This is a genomic window from Pseudorhodoplanes sp. (assembly GCF_059499825.1).
Genome location: NZ_JCABZI010000018.1, coordinates 100,248 through 113,409, shown reverse-complemented (window position 1 = coordinate 113,409; position 13,162 = coordinate 100,248). Strand labels below are relative to the sequence as shown.

Here is a 13,162-nt window from a genome sequence, read left to right as displayed (position 1 = left end):
TTCGCGACGAATGAACATCCTTCTGGTCGGCTCCGGCGGGCGCGAACATGCGCTGGCCTGGAAGATGGCGGCGAGCCCGCTGACGGACCGACTCTATTGCGCGCCGGGCAATGCCGGGATCGCGAATGAAGCCGAATGCGTCGCGCTCGATCCGGCCGACCATGCGGCGGTGATCGCCTTCTGCAAGGACAAGCGGATCGACTTCGTGGTGGTCGGGCCGGAGGCGCCGCTTTGCGCCGGCATCGTCGACGATCTCGAGGCTGCCGGTATCAAGGCGTTCGGCCCCTCGAAAGCGGCGGCGCAGCTCGAAGGCTCGAAGGGTTTCACCAAGGACATCTGCCGCGCCAATAACATTCCGACCGCGGCCTATGAGCGCTTCACCGCGCCGGAGCCTGCAAAGGATTATGTGCGCAAGCACGGCGCACCGATCGTGGTGAAGGCGGATGGCCTGGCCGCCGGCAAGGGCGTGGTGGTGGCCGAAACCCGCGACCAGGCGCTGCAGGCAATCGACATGATGTTCGAAGGCGGACTCGGCGCCGCCGGCGCGGAAGTCGTGATCGAAGAATTTCTTGAAGGCGAGGAAGCCTCGTTCTTCGCGCTGTGCGACGGCACGACAGCGATCCCGCTCGCTTCGGCGCAGGACCACAAGCGCGTCTTCGACGGCGACAAGGGACCGAATACCGGCGGCATGGGCGCGTATTCGCCCGCGCCGGTGATGACGCCGGAGATGACGGCGCGCACGATGCGCGAGATCATCGAACCAACCTTGCGCGCGCTGGCCGCAATGGGGGCGCCCTACAAGGGCGTGCTGTTCGCCGGCCTCATGCTGACGAAGGACGGTCCGAAGCTGATCGAATACAACGTGCGGTTCGGCGATCCCGAAACCCAGGTGCTAATGCTGCGCCTCAGGTCGGACCTAGTGCCGGCGCTGCTCGCCTCCCGCGACGGCGTGCTGAAGTCGTTCGATCTGCGCTGGTCTGACGACGCCGCGCTCACGGTCGTGATGGCGGCGAAGGGCTATCCCGGCGATTACGCGAAAGGCTCGGCGATCGACGGGCTGGAGGAAGCGGCGAGAGTCGAAGGCGTCGAAATCTTCCACGCCGGAACGAAGCGCGACGGCGGCCGCATTCTCGCCAATGGCGGCCGCGTGCTGAATGTCTGCGCGATCGGCCGCAGCATCGCCGAGGCACAGAAGCAGGCCTATGCGGCGGTGGATGTGATCCGCTGGCCGGAAGGCTTCTGCCGGCGGGACATCGGGTGGCGGGCGATCGAACGCGAAACCGAGTAGAAAGCTTCACCGCATGACCGATCTCGCCGACCTGTTTCCCGGATTTGAATCGCACTGGATCGACACGTCCGTCGGCCGCATCTTCGCGCGCTCCTCGAACGGCGATGGGCCGCCGCTTCTGCTCCTGCACGGCTACGCCCAGACCAACGTGATGTGGCACAAGGTGGCGCCCGCACTCGCCGCGAAATTCAAGCTCGTCATTCCCGATCTGCCGGGTTACGGCTGGTCGGTGGCGCCGCGTTCCGGCAAGGGTCACAGCCCCTACGACAAGCGCTCGATGGCCAAAGTGATGATCGAGCTGATGGAGAAGCTCGGCCATGCCCGCTTCTATCTCGCCGGCCACGATCGCGGCGGCCGCGTCTCCTATCGCCTCGCGCTCGACAATCCCGGCCGCCTGATCAAGCTCGCGGTCCTCGACATCATCCCGACCTACGAGATGTGGAACCGGATGGACCATACCCTCGCCATGAAGGTCTGGCACTGGACATTCCTCGCGCAGAAATATCCGATGCCGGAAATGCTGATCGAAAAAGCGCCGATCGACTATCTCGATTACAAGATGGCGAGCTGGACCAAGACGAAGGACCTCTCCGCCTTCGACCCGCGCGCGCTCGCGCATTACCACGCCTTCTTCTCCGACCCGCTACGTATCCACGCGACCTGCGAGGATTACCGCGCCGGCGAGACCACCGATCTCGGCCATGACGAAGTCGATCACGCCGCCAGGAACAAGATCAGCGCGCCGATGATCGCATTGTGGGGTTCGGCCGGTATCCCGAGCGAGAATTCGCCGCTCGCGATCTGGAAAAACTGGGCCAAGGATGTCACCGGCAAGCCGATCGATTCCGGGCACTTTCTGCCGGAAGAAAATCCGGACGCAACCGCGCGTGCTCTGCTCGAATATTTCCGCCCCTGACCGCCGATGACAGGCATCGACCGCCAGGCAGCCTTTTCCGGCACCAAGGAGGTCGCGGCCGCGCTTGCGATCGATGCGGGGCGATTGTCCGCCTTCCTGCACGATCGCATTCCGGGCTTTGCGCCGCCCTTGACCATCCGGCAATTCCGCGGCGGCCAGTCGAACCCGACCTACCTGCTGGAGACGCCGCAACGCCGCTATGTGCTGCGCAGAAAGCCGCCGGGCAAATTGCTGCCCTCCGCGCACGCGGTGGATCGCGAATTCCGCATCATCTCGGCATTGTGGACGCAGGGCTTTCGCGTTCCCGAACCCTTCGCCTATTGCGCCGACGAAACAGTTGCCGGCACTGCGTTCTATGTGATGGGCTTCGCCGACGGCCGCTTGTTCTGGGACCCGGACATGCCCGGCTCCAACCCGGCCGAGCGCACCGCGGTCTATGACTCCATGAATGCAACGCTGGCGCAGCTTCACAGCTTCGATCCGGCCGCGATCGGCCTGTCCGATTTCGGCCGTGGTGATGGTTATGTCGCCCGTCAGGTCGAGCGCTGGTCGAAACAATATCGCGCGTCCGAGACCGAGCGCATCGATGACATGGACAAGCTGATCGCATGGCTGCCGCACAACGTGCCGCCGCAACAGGCGGTGCGGATCGTCCATGGCGATTATCGTCTCGACAACACCATCGTCGCCCATGATGCGCCAGACATCATCGCGGTGCTGGATTGGGAATTGTCGACGCTCGGCGATCCTCTGGCCGACTTCGCCTATCATCTGATGCAATGGCACATGCCGCCCTCGGAAAGCCGCGCCGGCACCGGCTCGCTGGTGGGTCTCGACCTGAAGACGCTCGGCCTCCCCTCCCTTTCCGACTATGTCGATCTCTATGTCGCGCGCACCGGGCTCGATCCGCGACCGCATCTGCCGGCCTATCTCGCCTATAATTTTTTCCGCATCGCCGCGATCCTTCAGGGCATCATCGGCCGCGTGCGCGACGGCACCGCGACCAGCGATCATGCGCCGGCCAAGGCGGAGATGATCCGCCCGCTCGCCGCGACCGCGTGGCGCTTCGCACAACAGGCGGGTGCGAAATGAAAACCGTCGCCTTGGCACTTGGTGGCGGCGGCGCGCGCGGGCTGGCGCATATCGCTGTGCTGGAAACGCTCGACGAGATGGGCATCCGTCCGGTCGCCATCGCCGGAACCTCGATCGGCGCATTGATCGGCGCGCCTTACGCTGCCGGGATGAGCGGCAAGGAGATCCGCACGCATGTCACCGCGCTGGCGCGCGATCGCTCCGGATTGTTCGGCAAGCTCATCGCGGCGCGGGCAGGCGGCAGCATCGGCTCGCTGATCGCCTCGGGACTTCGCAGCGCATCGCTGATCGATGCGGAAAAATTCTGCGCGCAGTTTCTCCCCGACCGCGTGCCGGACGATTTCGGCGCGCTGCAAATCCCGCTCACCGTGATTGCCTCCGACCTGTATTCGCGGCGCGAGGCGGCAATCTCGTCAGGCGCGCTCCACACCGCCGTCGCTGCATCGATGGCGATCCCGGCCGTCAGCCGCCCGGTCATGGTTGAAGGCCGCGTGATGGTGGATGGCGGCGCGACCAATCCGCTGCCCTTCGATCGCGTGCGCGCGCTGGCCGATATCGTGATCGCCGTCGATGTCGCCGGTCCGCCGGCCGATGACTGCACCGCGATGCCGGACTCGTTCGAATGCTATCTCGCCACGGTGCTGGTGATGGCGCAGACCATCATCGACGAGAAGATCAAGCATGGCGCCCCCGATATCGTGCTGCGGCCGAATGTCGGCATTTTCCGCGCGCTCGATTTTCTGCGCGCCAGCGCGATCCTGCGCGCCGCCGAGCCGGTCAAGGCGGAGTTGCGGGAGAAACTGGGCAAGCTGCTGGCATGAGGTCTATCCGATGGACGTCGAACCGATCCCGCTTCACCGCCGTGCGTTCTGGGACCGATTCTTCTGGCAGGCTGCGGTGGCGCCGTCCGGCACGGAGGCCGAAACGATCCTCGCTGCGACCGATCTCCACGCGATCGCGGGCGACGATCTTTATGCCGCGCTCGTGACCTGGGCTGCCGATCCGCACGCGACTTTGGACATGCGCGCGACTTACGACGCGCTGTTTCCGCGCTCCTGCTTCTGCCGGCGGCATAGCCCGATGGACTGCGACGATCCCGATTTCTCCGGACGCAACATCCATCGCCTGCTCTATTACATCGACAAATGTGTCGCGAACTCCTCGGATATCCTGTTCCGCCGGACGCCCGATATCGACCTGCTCCGCTGCCGTGAATGCGGCGATATCTGGCTGCGCGGCATGGATCTGGACTGGCTGCGATCGCATTACCTGCTGCTGGAGCCGGGCGATCTCGAAGCGATCCGCAGCGAAGGCCGGTGGCCCGACGGGCTCGACCGCTTCGAGGACAACTGGATCGCCGCTGAAGGCGGCATGAGGCGGGACGATCCCGGTCTGCGGGCCTGGCAGATGGAGGCGAACACGCCCGACGCATTGCAGAGCTTCGGACGGCAACGCTGACCTCAGCGTCGGTCCCTGAAAAAATCCTTCAGCATCGCGCTCGCCTCAGTCTCGCCGATCCCGGCATAGACCTCCGGCCGATGATGGCAGGTGGCAGCGGCGAAGAAGCGGACGCCATTGTCCACGGCGCCGCCTTTCGGATCGGCCGCCCCGTAATACAAGCGGCGGATGCGGGCGAAGGAGATCGCGGCCGCGCACATGGTGCAGGGTTCCAGCGTGACATAGAGGTCGCAATCGGTCAGCCGCTCGCTGCCCAGCGCGCCCGCCGCCTGCCGGATCGCCAGCATTTCGGCATGGGCGGTCGGGTCGCGGTCGGTCAGCGTCCGGTTGCCGGCGCCGGCAATCACCTCGCCGTCCCGCACCACCACGCAGCCGACGGGTACCTCGCCATTCGCGACGGCCGTGCGGGCGAGGTCGAGCGCCTGGTCCATGAAGCTTTTCGGCATGTAAGCCTTCTTTATGCGCGCCCTTATATGGGCGCTTTATTCGCGCGCCAATGCCCGGCATAAAGCCGCCCATGGCCCAGAAACAAGAATCGACGCCGGCGGGCGACCGCATCGCCAAGGTCATGGCCCGCGCCGGCCTGTGCTCGCGGCGCCAGGCAGAAGCCTGGATCGCGGAAGGGCGCGTGTCGGTGAACGGGGCGACCATTTCCTCACCGGCGCTGAACGTGACCGCCAGCGACACCATCGCGGTCGACGGCAAGCCGATGCCCAAGCGCGAGCGGACCCGGCTGTTCCTCTATCACAAGCCGCGAGGGCTGGTGACGACGCATGCCGATCCGGAGAAGCGTCCGACCATCTTCGAGAAGCTGCCGAAGGTAATGCCCCGCGTGGTCAGCGTCGGCCGGCTCGATCTCAATACCGAAGGGCTGCTGCTGCTCACCAATGACGGCGGCCTGGCGCGCGTGCTGGAATTGCCGGCCACCGGCTGGCTGCGGCGCTATCGCGTGCGCGCGCATGGCTCGATCCTGCAGCCGCAGCTCGACGCGCTGCGCAAGGGCGTCACGGTCGACGGCGTGCGGTATGGCGCGATCGAGGCGACGGTCGATCGTGTCCAGGGCGCCAATGTCTGGCTCACCTTTGCGATCCGGGAAGGCAAGAACCGCGAAGTCCGCAATGTGCTGGAGCATCTCGGCCTGCGGGTCAACCGGCTGATCCGGGTCTCGTTCGGTCCGTTCCAGCTCGGCGACCTGCCTGAAGGCGCGGTGGAAGAGGTGCGCACGCGCCACCTGCGCGAACAACTCGGCGAGCGCATTGCAACGCAAGCCGAAGCAGACTTCACCGGCCCGATCACGATGGCCGGAGAACCGGAAGACGAACCCGCCGAGCGGAAAGGCCGCGGTAAATCCGAGAAGCCGGAGCCCGAGGCCGCCAAGCCAAAAAAGAGCAAGGCGCAGAAGCTGCGCGAGCGATTTAAGACATCGGATCGCCCCGCCACCGGCCGCACCAAGCGCGACCGCAGCGGCAATCGCGCGCCGAAGCGGAAGCGCTAGATGCGGATCGTCGGCGGCAATTTCCGCGGGCGCACGCTGACCGGCCCGAAGTCGCAAGCCATCCGACCGACTTCGGACCGCACCCGCGAGTCGATCTTCAACATTCTCATGCATGCCTATGGCGATCCGGTGAGCGGCGCGCGCGTCCTCGATCTGTTTGCCGGCACCGGCGCGCTCGGGCTGGAAGCGTTGTCGCGCGGCGCGGCGTCTGCGTTATTCGTGGATGACGGGGCGGAGGCACGTGCGCTCATCCGCCAGAATGTAGAGGCGCTTGGTGCGGCGGGGATTAGTCGCATCTTCCGGCGCGATGCGACGAAGCTCGGCGATGTGCATCCGAACGAGCCGTTCTCGCTGGTGTTCCTCGATCCGCCTTACGGCAAGGGGCTGGCCGAGAAGGCGCTGGTCTCGGCGCGTGCGGGCGGATGGCTGACGGACGATGCGCTGATCGTGGTCGAGGAGAGCAAGGGCGCGTTCGTTACGCCGGAGGGATTCGAAGAGATCGAGCGGCGCGACTACGACGATACGGAGATTGTGTTTCTCAGAGTTAAATAAGTTGCCACACGCCGGTCTTTCCTAATTTTTCAATTTTCCTTTCTCGTACTAATTGATCGCCCGCCCAACGCATTTCGTATTGCCACTTGTAGAAACAGTCGCCCGACTTCCTTAGATCAGCCTCATATTTATCCCAGACGTACTTCGCTATCTCAACAACTCCAGCCTTTCCCCCATGCAACCGGAGAGCGTCCAAGACCCACGGTTTCAGATCTTCTCGTGCAACCATTTCACTTCCTCCCAAATAATCTTTCAATATCGGAGAGTTTCAACTCCACATAGGTCGGGCGGCCGTGGTTGCATTGCCCGGAATTGGGCGTGACCTCCATCTCGCGAAGCAGCGCGTTCATCTCTTCACCTTTCAGGCGCCGCCCCGACCGCACCGAGCCGTGGCACGCCATGGTGGCCGAGACATGAAGCAGCCTGCGCTCGAGTGGCAGACCGTCGTCCCATTCCGCCATGTGCTCCGCGAGATCGCGCACCAAAGCGCCGGCCTCGATTTCGCCGAGCAGCGACGGGGTCTCGCGCACCGCCACCGCGCCGGGGCCGAAGCTTTCGAGCACGAGGCCATAGGTCGCGAGTTCATCGGCGCGCGATGTCAGCCGCTCCACATCGCTCTCGTCCATCTCGACGATTTCGGGGATCAGCAGGATCTGCCGCGCCACGCCGTCTCGCTCGACCGCGGCCTTCAGCCGCTCATAGACCAGTCGCTCATGCGCGGCGTGCTGATCGACGATGACGAGGCCGTCGCGAGTCTGCGATACGATGTAATTGTCATGCACCTGTGCCCGGGCAGCGCCGAGCGGCTTGTCGAGCGCGTCGGGCGACGGCGCCAGTGTCTCGACCCGCGCGCTTGTGCCGGCAGCGCCGACGTCGAACATTGCCTGCGCCGCTTCGGCGAGGCCGAGCGCGGCATTGCCTTGTGACGGATAAGATTGCCCGGGATACGGCGCAGCGGGAGAGCGCTGCCAGTCCCAGCCCGCGCGTTGCGGCAATGGCTCGGTCCGAAACGCGCTCACCGTCGCGTCGCCACCGGTCGATGCCGCGCGTCCGCCTTCGCGCATCAGCGCATCGCGAAGCGCGCCGAAGATCAGACTGCGCACCAGGCCCGGATCGCGGAAGCGCACCTCGGTCTTGGCAGGATGCACATTCACATCGACCTCGCGCGGATCGATGGTGACGAACAGCGCCACCGCCGGATAGCGTCCGCGCGGCAGGTAATCGGCGTAGGCGCCATGCACAGCGCCGACCAGCAGCTTGTCGCGCACCGGCCGGTCGTTGACGAACAGATATTGGCCGAGCGAATTGGCGCGGGTGTAGGTCGGCAGCGCGGCGAAGCCTTCGACATGCAGACCCTCGCGCCCGGCCGCGACCTCTGCTGCATTCTCGCGGAAATCCGCGCCAAGAATATCGCCGAGCCGCGCCAGCCGCCCGGCAGGCCCCGGCAGCGCCGCCGGCCAGGTCACATGCGCCCTCTCTTCGCCGGCCAGCGTGAAGGCGACATCGGGCCGGCTCATCGCCAGCCGTCGCACCACCTCGCGCACCGCCTCGCCCTCGGCGCGCTCGCTCTTCATGAATTTCAGCCGTGCCGGCGTGGCGTAGAACAGGTCGCGGACCTCGACGCGGGTGCCGGCGCTCAGCGCCGCCGGTGCGGCTTGCGATTTCGAGCCGGCATCGACCGTGAGCGTCCAGCCATGCGGCTCGCTGGCGTGGCGCGTGGTGACGGTGAGCTTCGATACCGCGCCGATCGACGGCAACGCCTCGCCACGAAAGCCGAGCGTCGCAATCGCCATCAGGTCGTCGTCATCGGCGAGCTTGGAGGTGGCATGGCGCTCGACCGCGAGGTCGAGATCGGCGCGGGTCATGCCGCTGCCGTCATCGGTGACCCGGATCAGCCGCCGGCCGCCGCCATCGGTGACGATCTCGATTTTCTTCGCCCCGGCATCGAGCGCGTTCTCAACCAGTTCCTTCACCGCGCTGGCAGGCCGCTCCACCACTTCGCCGGCGGCGATGCGGTTGACGGTGGTCTGGGCAAGCTGGCGGACGGGCATGGCGGACGTTTTACCGGATTCGGGGCCTGGTCGCCCCCACGACGGGCCGCTTCACGGTCGCGTGAGACCGGCGGTAATCCCGCCCCCGGCTCGAACCGATCCGGCCGCTGACGCGACCCATACACATCAGGGACGCGATACCCGCTCCCGAAACAGACACACAGGGGACTTCGCCATGATCCGCAACACCGTTCTCGGCCTCACCGCTGCCGCCGCTCTCGCCGTCGCGGCTCTGGCCCCGACCACCGCCTCCGCCGGCTATTACGGCCACGGCTACGGCTACAAGTCCTACCACTACGCCCCGTCCTACTCGTACGGCCACAGCTACGGCTACAAGTCGCACGGCTACGGCTACAAGTCCTACGGCTACGGCTACAAGTCGTACGGCTACTAAGATTTCCGCCCGATAAAGGGCGCCCAGACAAACCCGGCCTCGCAGGAGGCCGGGTTTTTCGTTTGCTGGGCGGGTCCGGGCCCTGGGCGAATTGGGCTGCTTCACGGTCGCGTGAGACCGGCGGTAATCCCGCCCCGGGCTCGAACCGATCCGGCCACTGATGCGACCCATACACATCAGGGACGCGATACCCGCTCCCGAAACAGACACACAGGGGACTTCGCCATGATCCGCAACACCGTTCTCGGCCTCACCGCTGCCGCCGCTCTCGCCGTCGCGGCTCTGGCCCCGACCACCGCCTCCGCCGGCTATTACGGCCACGGCTACGGCTACAAGTCCTACCACTACGCCCCGTCCTACTCGTACGGCCACAGCTACGGCTACAAGTCGCATGGCTACGGCTACAAGTCCTACGGCTACGGCTACCGCTCGTACGGCTACTAGGATTTCCGCCCGATCGACGGGCACCAAGACAAACCCGGCCTCTCGCGAGGCCGGGTTTTTCCTGTTCTGAACGCCCTTTGCTGTTTCCGGCCCGGGCGGTTATGACCGCCTGCCGCACAGCCTTCGGGCGGCGGCGACGCGACCGCGAAGGGAACCGCCATGTCGGACGAAGACCTGAAAGCCGAACTCGAACGGCTGCGAAACGAGAATGCCGCACTGAAGAAAAGCCAGGGCGGCGCGACCCGGATCAAGGTCAGCGAGAAAGGCGGCGTTTCGGTCTACGGCCTCGGCCGCTTCCCAATCACGCTCTATCAGGAGCAGTGGCTCAAGCTGCTCGCCATGGGCGACGAGATCCGCGCCTTCATCACCGCCAACGAGTCGCAGCTGAAGAAGAAGGAATAGCCGCGACGTCACATTCCGGAGAAGCTGCGGTCATGAATTGGGGCTCCCTGGTCGAACACGCCATCGCGATCGGACTGACGCAGTTCGCCGTGGTGGTGTTCGTCGTCGGCGTCGTGGTCGGCCTCGCACTCGTGCTGATGCGGCGGCGAAGCAGAAGCTGATCGCGCCTTGAGTGTCAGAAAAGTCTGACATCTAAGCGCTGGAACGTCCCTCGTTGCACGGGATTGGTCTCCGAAGCCCTGATGGAGACCGCAATGGATATTATCCCCGCCCTCATGTTCATGACACTCGGTGCCGTGCTGTTGTTCGCGGTTCTGCAGTTCGTGATGTTCCTTCGCAAGCGCGCCAACCGCAACGCAGCGAAGGACGCGCTGCTCGGCTGATGCAACCGGTCGACGTGCACGACCCGTCACAGAGAACAGGAGACAGCAATGAACTTGGAGCCTGCCGTGAAAGACCCGGTTGTCAAAGACCCGGAGGTCAAAGACCCAGTTATAAAAGTCACGAGCCTGATGACGAAAATCTGGGACTACCAGCCCGGCGCCAACGACGTGGCAGAGTGGAAGTCCCATGCCGCATGGCTGGTTCAGGCGATCGCGGAACGTCGGGCGCGCGAGGAGATGGACTGGTATATGAGCCGCGTGCAACTGCGTCTCGGCTTGGCCGAGTCGATGGCGTTCCGCAAGATTGTCGACCGAGCGATCGAACTTCTTGCCGAGACGCCGACCGCGGCGGAGGCAAACCGCATCGAGAAGCTCAATCCCACCGCCGCGTGACGCCGCGCCAGCACATTATTGCAACCGGCCGCGCTGCGCGGACGGTTGCCGGCGGCCTTTTCAGACCAGAGTGACCTTGCCGGAGCCGATGTCGTAGACGCCACCCACGACGCCGACGTCGCCCTTGGCCACCATGTCGGCCAGGATCGGCGTCGCCTTTTTCAGCCGCGCGACATTGTATTGCACATTCGCGATCACCGCGCGCCGTTGCAGATCGTCGCCAGGCTGTTTCAATACCGATTCGACGCCGGGCTTCATTGCGGTCACGAGACTGGCAATGTGACCCGGCAGCTTGTTGCCCTTCTGCAGCGCTTCGACCGTGGCGTTGACCGCGCCGCAGCTGTGATGGCCGAGGACCATGATCAGCTTCGTCCCGAGCACGGCGGCGCCGAATTCCAGGCTGCCCAGTCCGTCATTGGTGACGAAATTTCCGGCGACACGCACCACGAACAGCTCGCCCGGCCCTTGGTCGAAGGCCAGTTCGGGGGCCACGCGCGCGTCCGCGCATCCGAGGATCGCCGCGAACGGCGCCTGCCCGAGCGCACGGCTGGCGCGCCCGGCCGAAAAGTCACGCTGCTGCAGCTGATTGGCGACGTAGCGCGCGTTGCCGTCCACCAGAAGCTTCAGCGCAGCGTCGGGCGTGGACGCGAGCCGCGCCGGCTGCGCCTGCGCCGCGCCGCCGAATTGCGTTGCGGCGAGCATTCCGGCAGCCCCGAACATCACGGCTCGGCGGCTGAAACCGTTTTGCGCGCATCCATTACACATGATCATGTCCCTTCATGGCGGCGATGATCACCGCAAACGATGGGACGGGACTATCAGGATTACGTTTGCGGAAGGTTAGCGGGGACGGAGCAATGCGCAGCATTACTGATATGGGCGAAAGCCAAACGCCGCAGGTCGCAGGTCTCGCCGAGCGCGCGAACCGTGCTTTTCAAAGCGACGATTTCCGGGCACGCTTTGGAATACGCCTCCTCCGGGAGGCCGGTCCGTACGGCGGCAATGTCAAATTGCGGGCAGTGCCAGTTGGCGTCGACAAATGAGCGGAGCGAATTTTATGGCTGGTGCACCTGTCTACGATGTCGACATCTTCACCGATGAGGCGATCCAGAATCCATGGCCGCATTATGCTGCGATGAGAGATCTGGGACCGGTGGTGTGGCTCCCCCGGCATGAAAACTATGCTCTGGTGCATCACGCCGTGCTCGCCCAAGCCCTCCGCGATCATGATACTTTCATCAGCGGCAAGGGCGTCGCGGCTTGTGCATTCGCAAACGAAATTCTCCGGGGAAACTCGGCCGCCTCCGATGGCGAGCGCCACAGCCTGATCCGTCGCGCAACCTCGCAACCACTTCTTCCCGCCGCCCTCGAGGACATCCGCGGCGTGATCGAGGACACTGCGGAACAGCTGATCGAGCAATTGATCGAGCGTGAGCACTTCGACGCCATGAGCGAACTCGCCTCGCATCTGCCTCTCACGATCGTGCGCGACCTTGTCGGTTTTGGAGATCAGGGGAGGGAGAATATGCTGCGCTGGGCTAGCGCGACATTCGACCTCAACGGTGTGCAGAACGAACGGGGAAAGGCGGTTCGAGGTCTTCATGGAGGCGCGGCGTTTCGCGCAAAGCCAGACACCCGAAACCGCAAAGCCGGGCAGTTGGACTCACAGGTTGCTCGATGTCGTCAGGCGTGGTGACCTTCCGGCCGAACTCTTACCGCATGCGATGAGGGATTATATCGTTCCGAGCCTGGACACGACGATCTCGGCAACAGGCGAACTGATCTATCAACTCGGGCGCAATCCGGACCAGTGGACACTGCTGCGTTCCAAGCCGGACCTGGCGCGGAATGCCGCGAACGAAGCCGTGAGAATGGCGTCGCCGGTCAGATCGTTCGGCCGTCATACGTCACGCGAAGTCGTGGTGGCAGGGGTGACAATTCCGGAAGGCGCGCGGATCATGATGATGTTCGCCGCCGCAAACCGCGATGAGCGTGCTTTCGACCGCCCTGACGACTTCGACATCACCCGCGATCAGCGTCTTCATCTGGGTTTCGGCAGAGGCATCCATACGTGCGCCGGCATGCACCTCGCCCAACTCGAAATGATATCCCTTTTGAAGGCAATGATCCCCCGAGTCGAAACGATCGAGGTGGGAGAGCCGACAGTGGGTATCAATAATATCATCTACGGTTTTGCCTCTCTCCCGACGCGCTTTGTACGGGACGCTCGACCTGCTTCTTCGGATAACCGAGCCTTTTTGACTGCGGCCACAGAAAGGACGTCTTAGGCCGGC

18 protein-coding genes and 1 pseudogene are annotated in these 13,162 nt (G+C 64.6%); 16 read left to right on the top strand and 3 right to left on the bottom strand.

Going from position 1 to position 13,162, the window contains the following annotated elements; genetic code table 11:
- Positions 1–10: 10 nt before the first annotated feature.
- Genes purD through AC5I5I_RS22035 form a run of 5 tightly spaced genes read left to right on the top strand, consistent with a single transcriptional unit; the run spans position 11 to position 4,754 of the window.
- Positions 11–1,288, top strand: coding sequence for a phosphoribosylamine--glycine ligase (purD, locus tag AC5I5I_RS22055; protein ID WP_495976647.1), 1,278 nt, complete (start codon positions 11–13; stop codon positions 1,286–1,288).
- Between the two features lie 13 nt (positions 1,289–1,301).
- Positions 1,302–2,204 carry an alpha/beta fold hydrolase gene (locus AC5I5I_RS22050; protein WP_495976645.1) on the top strand — a complete coding sequence of 301 codons (903 nt, stop codon included), beginning with the start codon at positions 1,302–1,304 and terminating at the stop codon, positions 2,202–2,204.
- Positions 2,205–2,210: 6 nt separating this feature from the next.
- Positions 2,211–3,296 carry a phosphotransferase family protein gene (locus tag AC5I5I_RS22045; protein WP_495976643.1) on the top strand — a complete coding sequence of 362 codons (1,086 nt, stop codon included), beginning with the start codon at positions 2,211–2,213 and terminating at the stop codon, positions 3,294–3,296.
- The gene (locus AC5I5I_RS22040; protein ID WP_495976641.1) at positions 3,293–4,117 is read left to right on the top strand and encodes a patatin-like phospholipase family protein; all 825 of its coding nucleotides are present in this window, start codon (positions 3,293–3,295) and stop codon (positions 4,115–4,117) included. Before AC5I5I_RS22045 ends, AC5I5I_RS22040 begins: the two co-directional genes overlap by 4 nt.
- A 10-nt stretch (positions 4,118–4,127) precedes the next feature.
- The gene (locus AC5I5I_RS22035; protein ID WP_495976639.1) at positions 4,128–4,754 is read left to right on the top strand and encodes a hypothetical protein; all 627 of its coding nucleotides are present in this window, start codon (positions 4,128–4,130) and stop codon (positions 4,752–4,754) included.
- Positions 4,755–4,756: 2 nt separating this feature from the next.
- Here the strand turns inward: AC5I5I_RS22035 and AC5I5I_RS22030 are convergent, their stop codons facing one another.
- Entirely contained in the window at positions 4,757–5,200 is a 444-nt protein-coding gene (locus AC5I5I_RS22030; protein WP_495976637.1) for a nucleoside deaminase, read from the bottom strand.
- Positions 5,201–5,298: 98 nt separating this feature from the next.
- Between AC5I5I_RS22030 and AC5I5I_RS22025 the strand changes: the two are divergent.
- Both AC5I5I_RS22025 and rsmD read left to right on the top strand, forming a co-directional pair.
- Positions 5,299–6,249: pseudogene (locus AC5I5I_RS22025) on the top strand (pseudouridine synthase); the annotation flags it as partial.
- On the top strand, positions 6,250–6,801 hold the full coding sequence (rsmD, locus tag AC5I5I_RS22020) for a 16S rRNA (guanine(966)-N(2))-methyltransferase RsmD (protein ID WP_495976635.1): 552 nt from the start codon (positions 6,250–6,252) through the stop codon (positions 6,799–6,801). It begins immediately after the preceding pseudogene.
- A gap of 230 nt (positions 6,802–7,031) precedes the next feature.
- Here rsmD and mutL read toward each other — a convergent pair whose 3' ends face one another.
- Positions 7,032–8,852: a DNA mismatch repair endonuclease MutL gene (gene mutL, locus AC5I5I_RS22015; RefSeq protein ID WP_495976633.1), complete on the bottom strand. Its 1,821-nt coding sequence runs from the start codon at positions 8,850–8,852 to the stop codon at positions 7,032–7,034.
- A 61-nt stretch (positions 8,853–8,913) separates the two neighbouring features.
- Here mutL and AC5I5I_RS22010 point away from each other — a divergent pair, with 61 nt between their 5' ends.
- The 6 genes from AC5I5I_RS22010 (at position 8,914) to AC5I5I_RS21985 (ending at position 10,868) form a co-directional block, all read left to right on the top strand.
- Complete coding sequence (locus AC5I5I_RS22010) at positions 8,914–9,246, top strand: hypothetical protein (protein WP_495976631.1); 333 nt, start codon at positions 8,914–8,916, stop codon at positions 9,244–9,246.
- Between the two features lie 225 nt (positions 9,247–9,471).
- On the top strand, positions 9,472–9,690 hold the full coding sequence (locus tag AC5I5I_RS22005; protein WP_495976629.1) for a hypothetical protein: 219 nt from the start codon (positions 9,472–9,474) through the stop codon (positions 9,688–9,690).
- A 159-nt stretch (positions 9,691–9,849) separates the two neighbouring features.
- Positions 9,850–10,092, top strand: coding sequence for a hypothetical protein (locus AC5I5I_RS22000; RefSeq protein WP_495976627.1), 243 nt, complete (start codon positions 9,850–9,852; stop codon positions 10,090–10,092).
- 32 nt (positions 10,093–10,124) lie between these two features.
- Positions 10,125–10,253 (top strand): hypothetical protein, encoded by a 129-nt coding sequence (locus AC5I5I_RS21995; protein ID WP_495976625.1) that lies wholly within the window; start codon positions 10,125–10,127, stop codon positions 10,251–10,253.
- A gap of 93 nt (positions 10,254–10,346) precedes the next feature.
- Positions 10,347–10,475 carry a hypothetical protein gene (locus AC5I5I_RS21990; RefSeq protein ID WP_495976623.1) on the top strand — a complete coding sequence of 43 codons (129 nt, stop codon included), beginning with the start codon at positions 10,347–10,349 and terminating at the stop codon, positions 10,473–10,475.
- A 48-nt stretch (positions 10,476–10,523) separates the two neighbouring features.
- Positions 10,524–10,868, top strand: coding sequence for a hypothetical protein (locus AC5I5I_RS21985; protein ID WP_495976621.1), 345 nt, complete (start codon positions 10,524–10,526; stop codon positions 10,866–10,868).
- Between the two features lie 60 nt (positions 10,869–10,928).
- Here AC5I5I_RS21985 and AC5I5I_RS21980 read toward each other — a convergent pair whose 3' ends face one another.
- A complete protein-coding gene (locus AC5I5I_RS21980) occupies positions 10,929–11,633 on the bottom strand; it encodes a carbonic anhydrase (RefSeq protein ID WP_495976619.1) in 705 nt (234 codons plus the stop codon).
- A gap of 92 nt (positions 11,634–11,725) precedes the next feature.
- Here AC5I5I_RS21980 and AC5I5I_RS21975 point away from each other — a divergent pair, with 92 nt between their 5' ends.
- The 3 genes from AC5I5I_RS21975 to AC5I5I_RS21965 are packed head-to-tail and all read left to right on the top strand — an operon-like array spanning position 11,726 to position 13,156.
- Positions 11,726–11,911 carry a hypothetical protein gene (locus tag AC5I5I_RS21975; protein ID WP_495976617.1) on the top strand — a complete coding sequence of 62 codons (186 nt, stop codon included), beginning with the start codon at positions 11,726–11,728 and terminating at the stop codon, positions 11,909–11,911.
- A gap of 14 nt (positions 11,912–11,925) precedes the next feature.
- A complete protein-coding gene (locus AC5I5I_RS21970; protein ID WP_495976615.1) occupies positions 11,926–12,564 on the top strand; it encodes a cytochrome P450 family protein in 639 nt (212 codons plus the stop codon).
- Entirely contained in the window at positions 12,539–13,156 is a 618-nt protein-coding gene (locus AC5I5I_RS21965) for a cytochrome P450 (protein ID WP_495976613.1), read from the top strand. The genes AC5I5I_RS21970 and AC5I5I_RS21965 overlap by 26 nt, the downstream gene beginning before the upstream one ends.
- Positions 13,157–13,162: the final 6 nt, after the last annotated feature.

Excerpts from the sequence above, each read along its gene's own strand:
- purD (WP_495976647.1), top strand. The coding sequence starts at position 11 with ATGAACATCCTTCTGGTCGGCTCCGGCGGGCGCGAACATGCGCTGGCC.
- AC5I5I_RS22050 (WP_495976645.1), top strand. The coding sequence starts at position 1,302 with ATGACCGATCTCGCCGACCTGTTTCCCGGATTTGAATCGCACTGGATC.
- AC5I5I_RS22045 (WP_495976643.1), top strand. The coding sequence starts at position 2,211 with ATGACAGGCATCGACCGCCAGGCAGCCTTTTCCGGCACCAAGGAGGTC.
- AC5I5I_RS22040 (WP_495976641.1), top strand. The coding sequence starts at position 3,293 with ATGAAAACCGTCGCCTTGGCACTTGGTGGCGGCGGCGCGCGCGGGCTG.
- AC5I5I_RS22035 (WP_495976639.1), top strand. The coding sequence starts at position 4,128 with ATGGACGTCGAACCGATCCCGCTTCACCGCCGTGCGTTCTGGGACCGA.
- AC5I5I_RS22030 (WP_495976637.1), bottom strand. The coding sequence starts at position 5,200 with ATGCCGAAAAGCTTCATGGACCAGGCGCTCGACCTCGCCCGCACGGCC.
- rsmD (WP_495976635.1), top strand. The coding sequence starts at position 6,250 with ATGCGGATCGTCGGCGGCAATTTCCGCGGGCGCACGCTGACCGGCCCG.
- mutL (WP_495976633.1), bottom strand. The coding sequence starts at position 8,852 with ATGCCCGTCCGCCAGCTTGCCCAGACCACCGTCAACCGCATCGCCGCC.
- AC5I5I_RS22005 (WP_495976629.1), top strand. The coding sequence starts at position 9,472 with ATGATCCGCAACACCGTTCTCGGCCTCACCGCTGCCGCCGCTCTCGCC.
- AC5I5I_RS22000 (WP_495976627.1), top strand. The coding sequence starts at position 9,850 with ATGTCGGACGAAGACCTGAAAGCCGAACTCGAACGGCTGCGAAACGAG.
- AC5I5I_RS21995 (WP_495976625.1), top strand. The coding sequence starts at position 10,125 with ATGAATTGGGGCTCCCTGGTCGAACACGCCATCGCGATCGGACTGACG.
- AC5I5I_RS21990 (WP_495976623.1), top strand. The coding sequence starts at position 10,347 with ATGGATATTATCCCCGCCCTCATGTTCATGACACTCGGTGCCGTGCTG.
- AC5I5I_RS21985 (WP_495976621.1), top strand. The coding sequence starts at position 10,524 with ATGAACTTGGAGCCTGCCGTGAAAGACCCGGTTGTCAAAGACCCGGAG.
- AC5I5I_RS21980 (WP_495976619.1), bottom strand. The coding sequence starts at position 11,633 with ATGTGTAATGGATGCGCGCAAAACGGTTTCAGCCGCCGAGCCGTGATG.
- AC5I5I_RS21975 (WP_495976617.1), top strand. The coding sequence starts at position 11,726 with ATGCGCAGCATTACTGATATGGGCGAAAGCCAAACGCCGCAGGTCGCA.
- AC5I5I_RS21970 (WP_495976615.1), top strand. The coding sequence starts at position 11,926 with ATGGCTGGTGCACCTGTCTACGATGTCGACATCTTCACCGATGAGGCG.